The 6,689-nt window shown below is 45.8% G+C and carries 6 protein-coding genes and 1 riboswitch; of the genes, 4 read left to right on the top strand and 2 right to left on the bottom strand.

Features of this window, described 5'->3' with window-relative positions; all coding sequences use genetic code 11:
* A partial coding sequence (locus tag IQR33_RS34890; protein ID WP_265575815.1) for an MATE family efflux transporter occupies positions 1 to 441 on the top strand: 441 nt, incomplete at its 5' end.
* Between the two features lie 57 nt (positions 442 to 498).
* Here IQR33_RS34890 and sthA read toward each other — a convergent pair.
* The gene (sthA, locus tag IQR33_RS30230; protein WP_005389689.1) at positions 499 to 1,929 is read right to left on the bottom strand and encodes a Si-specific NAD(P)(+) transhydrogenase; all 1,431 of its coding nucleotides are present in this window, start codon (positions 1,927 to 1,929) and stop codon (positions 499 to 501) included.
* Positions 1,930 to 2,192: 263 nt separating this feature from the next.
* Here sthA and fabR point away from each other — a divergent pair, with 263 nt between their 5' ends.
* Both fabR and IQR33_RS30220 read left to right on the top strand, forming a co-directional pair.
* A complete protein-coding gene (fabR, locus tag IQR33_RS30225; protein ID WP_005378632.1) occupies positions 2,193 to 2,834 on the top strand; it encodes an HTH-type transcriptional repressor FabR in 642 nt (213 codons plus the stop codon).
* Positions 2,834 to 3,199: a YijD family membrane protein gene (locus IQR33_RS30220; protein WP_005378634.1), complete on the top strand. Its 366-nt coding sequence runs from the start codon at positions 2,834 to 2,836 to the stop codon at positions 3,197 to 3,199. Before fabR ends, IQR33_RS30220 begins: the two co-directional genes overlap by 1 nt.
* 66 nt (positions 3,200 to 3,265) lie before the next feature.
* On the opposite strand, the gene trmA is transcribed toward IQR33_RS30220, so the two are convergent.
* The gene (gene trmA / locus IQR33_RS30215; RefSeq protein WP_017636070.1) at positions 3,266 to 4,375 is read right to left on the bottom strand and encodes a tRNA (uridine(54)-C5)-methyltransferase TrmA; all 1,110 of its coding nucleotides are present in this window, start codon (positions 4,373 to 4,375) and stop codon (positions 3,266 to 3,268) included.
* Between the two features lie 184 nt (positions 4,376 to 4,559).
* A riboswitch (cobalamin riboswitch) is annotated at positions 4,560 to 4,760 on the top strand.
* 55 nt (positions 4,761 to 4,815) lie between these two features.
* On the opposite strand from trmA, the gene btuB reads away from it, so the two are divergent.
* Positions 4,816 to 6,651 carry a TonB-dependent vitamin B12 receptor gene (btuB, locus tag IQR33_RS30210; protein WP_053350805.1) on the top strand — a complete coding sequence of 612 codons (1,836 nt, stop codon included), beginning with the start codon at positions 4,816 to 4,818 and terminating at the stop codon, positions 6,649 to 6,651.
* Positions 6,652 to 6,689: the final 38 nt, after the last annotated feature.

Below are 6,689 nucleotides of genomic sequence, written 5' to 3'. Positions count from 1 at the left end.
GGGAAGGCGATTGGTGCCAAAGATAGGCAACAATTGAGTGCATCGCTTGTCGGCACTTTCTTTTGGAGTTTGGTTATTTGCTTAGGACTGACCGCGCTCTTTGGTTTGGCGGGATCGGAGTTGATCGCCATGATCACTTCAATTGAGACGGTCCAACAGCAAGCAGCGGTGTATCTACCTTGGCTGGTGGTGATGCCACTTGCGTCGATGTGGTGCTTTCTATTGGATGGCATTTTTGTCGGTGCAACCAAAGGCAAAGACATGCGCAATAGTATGTTTGTCGCGACCAGCAGTTTCTTCGTTGTCTTTTACTTATTCGCCGAGTGGGAAAATCACGCGCTGTGGTTTGCAATGACGAGCTTTATGTTGATGCGGGGTATTGGTTTAGGGGTTATCTTTCTCTACCAATGGCACAAGGATACCTTCCTAGCACAATGTTGATATAAAAACAGCAGGTCCAAGCCTGCTGTTTTTCTGTCTGCTATCAAGAAGCATAGATTAGAACAAGCGGTTCAAACCATTCAACGCAGCGACACGATACGCTTCGGCCATTGTTGGATAGTTGAAGGTGGTATTGACGAAATACTCGATGGTATTCGCTGAGCCTTTTTGCTCCATAATGGCTTGACCGATGTGGATAATTTCCGCGGCACGTTCGCCAAAACAGTGAATCCCTAAAATTTCTTTGGTTTCACGATGGAACAATATCTTCAAGCTACCGATGTCTTTCCCTGCGATCTGTGCACGAGCTAGATGCTTGAACGAAGAGCGTCCTACTTCATACGGTACTTTCGCAGCTGTTAGCTCTTGCTCGGTTTTACCCACAGAGCTAATCTCTGGGATGGTGTAGATACCCGTTGGAATATCATCAATCAGGTAGTTTTCTGCCTGACCTTTCGTAATGGCTTGTGCGACAAATCGCCCTTGGTCATAAGCGGCGCTTGCAAGGCTAGGGTAACCGATGACATCGCCTACAGCGTAAATGTGTTCGATATCGGTTTGGTAGTTACGGTTTACTTTTAGTTGTCCGCGAGAGTCCGCTTCCAGACCCACTGCACCCAAATTCAACTTATCGGTGTTACCTGTTCGACCATTCGCATACAACAAGCAGTCTGCCTTCATCTTCTTGCCAGATTGTAGGTGAATAATCACGCCATCTTCTGTGCCTTCGATTTTTTCATAGGTCTCATCATTACGAATTACCACACCGCTGTTCCAGAAGTGGTAAGACAGCGCATCTGACACTTCGTTATCCAAAAACTCCAACAAGCGGTCGCGGGTATTGATAAGGTCGGTTTTCACTCCAAGGCCGCGGAAGATAGAGGCGTACTCACAACCGATAACGCCCGCACCGTAAATGATGATATGGCGAGGGTCGTGTTTCAGGCTCAAAATGGAATCACTGTCGTAGATGCGCTCATGCAAGAAATCTACGTCGTTAGGCTGATACGGGCGAGAGCCCGTCGCGATGACAAACTTATCCGCAGAATAGATTTCTTCTGTACCGTCGCTTTGCATCACTGCAATTGAGTAGTTATCGATAAATCGCGCGGTTCCGAACAAAAGTGTGCATGAGTTACGGTCATAAAAGCCCTGACGAAGTCGAGTTTGCTTATCAATGACCGATTTAGCATGACCTAAAATGTCAGAAAATGTTGCATGAACGCTGGTGTTGTTTCGACAAAATAGCGGGTTGCTATTAAATTCGATGATGCGGCTAACGGCATGACGCAGTGCTTTTGATGGAATAGTACCCCAGTGAGTACAACCGCCGCCGACACTGCTTTCTTTCTCGACAATGGCAACATTCAGTCCCGCTTTGGTTAATCCCATTGCAGCCCCTTCTCCGCCAGGGCCACTACCGATTACGATCACGTCATAGTGATTAACATGCGCCATGATGCCTTCCTTGTTATATTTGCTTAACATTGCTTTAGCGCGATTTTAACTCATTTACTCTATTGGTACACGTCATGCCTGTTAGAGAGTGGAAGTGATCACGCAGAATCGACCAAAAGGATGATTTGGTATGTTGTATGTCTATAAATTGCATCGAGAACATTGCAATTAGATGCATGCCAATAGTAACGTTCTCGGCGCTCAGAGCGAGCGAAGCAACATATCTTTCTCCGTAGGAGCAAATTGCGTTATATTGAGGCTCTTGTACCCTACAGAAAAAGAGCAAGTTAAGAATGAAATCGATGGGAATCCGCGCACAGCAAAAAGAGAAGACACGTCGATCATTGATCGATGCGGCATTTAGTCAATTAAGTGCGGATCGCAGCTTTTCCAGCCTTAGCTTGCGAGAAGTCGCCCGAGAGGCAGGGATTGCACCGACTTCTTTTTACCGTCATTTCAAAGATATGGATGAGCTAGGCTTAACCATGGTCGATGAAGGCGGTTTGTTACTACGCCAACTGATGCGTCAGGCGCGTCAACGTATTGTGAAAGAAGGTAGCGTAATTCGTACCTCGGTCGAAACCTTTATGGAATTCATTGAAAGTAGTCCGAACGTTTTTCGTTTGTTGTTGCGTGAGCGCTCCGGCACTTCTGCTGAATTTCGTACCGCTGTTGCTCGAGAAATCCAGCATTTTGCGGCAGAATTAACCGAGTATTTAATGAGCACCGGCGTGACCAGAGAAGAGGCGTATACTCAAGCAGAAGCGTCTGTGACTTTGGTTTTCAGTTCGGGGGCTGAAGCTTTAGATTTAGATCGACGTGAGCGCGATGAACTCGCCGAGCGATTGATCATGCAATTGCGAATGATAGCCAAAGGGGCCTATTGGTATCGCAAAGAACGTGAACGTAACCGATTAAAAGGCGGGATAGAATAATGTCGAATGGAAATAAATCTGAAAAGAAAACGCTGATTTTGGCACTGGTTGCAGGTATGTGTGGTGATGCTTTGTTGTCATGGTTGACCATGAGTGAAGTATCGTTTTCAATCTTCCCATTGATTGCACTCGTACTGGCTGTACAAGCTCTTTACCAAGAGTACCTAAATAATCCGGTATCAGAAGATATCCCATTAGTTGGCTTGGCGTGTTTCTTCGTAGGTGCGTTTGGTCACTCTGCGTTTATTAAAGCGCAATACCCAGAAGCAGGCTCAAACTTCTTTGCGATCATGGTTTCAATGATTTTACTCGCATGGATTGGTAAGAAGCTAGGTTTTGTCAGCAAGAAGACTTCTGCGGAATAAGCAAAACGAATCAAATTAAAAAAAGCGAGCCATTGAGCTCGCTTTTTTTGTATTTGACGCGGTGGGTTACGCTTTGCGTTCCAATAGCACGCCCGCTTCCATGTGGTGGGTATAAGGGAATTGGTCAAACAGAGCAAAACGCGTTACGTTGTGTGTTTCGCATAGAGTGTCCAAGTTCTCTTTTAGAGTCTCAGGGTTACAAGAGATGTACATGATGCGCTCGTAACCTTGCACCATTTTACAAGTATCGACATCCATCCCAGCACGTGGTGGGTCGACAAAAATCGTATTGCAGTTGTAGCTCTTCAGATCTACACCTGCATCTTGTAGACGACGGAATTCACGCTTACCTTCGATCGCTTGAGTAAATTCCTCTGCTGATAGACGTAGGATTTGTACGTTATCAATCTTATTGGCAGCGATGTTGTACTGTGCAGATACCACAGATGGCTTCGCTAGCTCAGTTGCCAGTACGCGGTCGAAATTCTGTGCCAACGCCAGCGAGAAGTTACCGTTACCACAGTAAAGTTCTAGTAGGTCACCAGTGCTTTCTTGGGTACAGTCGACCGCCCATTCCAGCATCTTCTCTGCGACTTTGCCGTTCGGCTGAGTGAAGCTGTTCTCTACTTGTTGGTAGATGTAGCTTTGACCATTTACATCGAGCTTCTCGATCACGTAGTCGCGGTCTAGGACAATCTTCATCTTACGAGCACGACCAATGATGTTTAGATTGAAGCCTTCATCATTTAAACGCTGTTTAAGGGCTTTCGCGTTTTCAATCCACTCTTCATCAAGTTGGCGATGGTAAAGGAGTGAAACCAGAATCTCACCACTTAGCGTCGATAGGAAATCCACTTGGAACAGTTTACGACGTAGTGAGTCGTTGTCTTTCATCGCTTCAACCAATAGCGGCATCAAATCGTTGATCAGACGGCTGGCTGCTGGGAATTGGTCTACGCGGTATTTCTCACGAGTCTCTTGGTTGAACATGATGTAGTACAGGTCTTCACCTTCATGCCAAACACGGAACTCAGCACGCATACGGTAATGCTGCTCTGGTGATTCAAACACTTCCAGTTCTGGCACGTTGTATGGCGCGAACATATCAGTGAGACGTTCGACTTTTTCAGCCAGTTGTTCTTGGTAGCGTTGTGGGTTTACATCAAGAGTAGCCATGATCTTACCTTTTATGGTGCATTCAATTTAAGAGCGCAGATTTTATTCAATCTCAATAGGATGTCCAGTTTTGTACTGGAATTGATTTAAAGATAGTGCGTACAGGCAGAGTAGAAAGCAAAACCAATCAAAACGTTACAACTTCTAAGGGCAATATTGGCTGGACAAATAATCAATAGCTGAATAATATTTGCCTCAAGTTGGTGCTATCTAGCAATCTAGATGGCTGAAATGGGAATCTGGTGTGAATCCAGAACTGACGCGCAGCGGTAAAAGAGAACGAACGCTCATCAGACACTGCATTAGTTTATGTGGGAAGTCGAGCAAGTAGGCGGTACACCCGTGCTCTTGAGTCCGAATACCTGCCAACAACTGAGCCACAGCACTGGACTGTCATGATGACAGGGCTCGGAAGGAATTACGCGATTTAGGACAATACAATGAGAAAATCCGCACTGGCGATCACTTTGGCATCGCTGCTTTCACCTGTCTCTTATCTACAGGCCCAGGAAACCTCCACTGACGAAACCATCGTTGTTACGGCAAACCGTTTTGAGCAAGCCGAAAGCCGTACGTTGGCAGATGTCGAAGTAGTTACTCGACAAGACATCGATCGCATTCAAGCGAAAACCCTACCAGATGTATTGCGTCGTCTTACGGGGATTCAAGTTTCACAAAATGGTGGTCGTGGTCAGTTAGCGTCTTTATTTGTTCGTGGAACCAGTTCCGACCAAGTTTTAGTACTGGTTGATGGCGTACGTTTTGCACGAGCAGCGAAGGGCGCTGTGGACTTTAACCAAATCCCACTTACTTACGTTCAACGTATTGAGTACGTGCGTGGTGCGCGTGCGTCACTTTACGGCTCAGAAGCGATTGGTGGCGTGATCAATATCATCACCATTGCGCGTGCTGACGAAGAAGGAACGAAGTTAAGTGCGGGTTTAGGCAGCTTAGATTACCAGGAATTGAGTGTGGCATCTGGTATTAAAGTCACAGAGAGCGGCCAGCTAAATATCGCGCTTGGTAGTGAAAGTGATGATGGTTATAACGTTCGTCCTGTACCGGGAGTTAATGACGGTGATCGCCATGGCTTTGATACAAAGAATGGTCTGCTAGGTTACGTGCATAACTTCAATGACCAGTGGTCTGCATTTGGTAACCTGCGTGCTTACGAAAATGTTTATCAATATGACAGCAGCTACGGCAGTCGCGGTTACTACGAAGCAGAAAAAGACGATCTTTCTGTCACTCTGGGCGGTAAGTATCAGTCTGATAATGTGATGTCAGAACTACAAGTAACAGCACAGAAACAGAAGTCTTGGAACTATGAGCAAGCAAAAGGCAAACACTCAGGTACTGAAGATGAACTTGAGCAGCAAAATGTCCAGTGGACCAACAGTTACTTGCTAAACAACAATACGACGTTTGCTGGTGGTATTGACTGGCGTAATGAGTCTTATAAAGACAAGAGTGCGAATAAAACGTTTGATCGTACCAATGGCGCTCTGTTTGGTATGGCAACCACCAGTATTGATAAAGCAATGCTTGAGGGCAGTGCTCGCCTTGATGATAACGAAGAATACGGTAGTGAGTTCACTTACAGCTTAGCGGCTGGTTACCAGTTTGTGCCAGAGTTTGGGGTTAAAGCTTCTTTTGGTACTGCGTTTAAGGCTCCAAACCTATATCAACAGTATGACCCAACATACGGTGAGAAAGATCTTAAGCCGGAAGAGTCAGATGCTTGGGAGCTAGCATTCAGCGGTGATGTCCAAGGCGTTTTTTGGTCCGTAACGGGTTATGACTATAAAATCACGAATCTTATCGATTACCATCCAACCACATACAAATATTTGAATGTCGATGGTGAAACACATATCCAAGGTGTGGAGCTTGTTGCTGAGTTTGATACAGGGATTGTGCAGCACCAGTTGAGTGCAGATTACAAAGATGCTGAAGACGATAAAGGGCATCAGTTGCAGCGTCGCGCTAAAGAAATGTATAAGTGGAATGCTTTAGTGAGCTTCGATAAAGTGGATTGGTCGGTTAGCTATCAGTACGTCGGTAAGCGTCCAGATGTGGATTACAGCACTTGGCCTTCACAAGATATTACGCTTTCTTCTTACTCGTTGGTTGATACGGCAGTGACTTACTATCCGAATGAGTCGACCTCTATTAGTGCTCGTATCGATAATCTACTTGATGAAGAGTATGAGATGGCAAAAGGTTACCCTGCTGCAGAGCGAGCGTACTATATCAACGTTGGCTACGAATTCTAATCGTGAATGAGCACAAACCGCCTTCGGGCGGTTTTTAA

The organism is Vibrio sp. OPT46 (assembly GCF_015163535.1).
Classification (GTDB): domain Bacteria; phylum Pseudomonadota; class Gammaproteobacteria; order Enterobacterales; family Vibrionaceae; genus Vibrio; species Vibrio alginolyticus.
The sequence above is the reverse complement of the archived record's forward strand: the minus strand, read 5'-3'. Positions and strand labels throughout refer to the sequence as shown.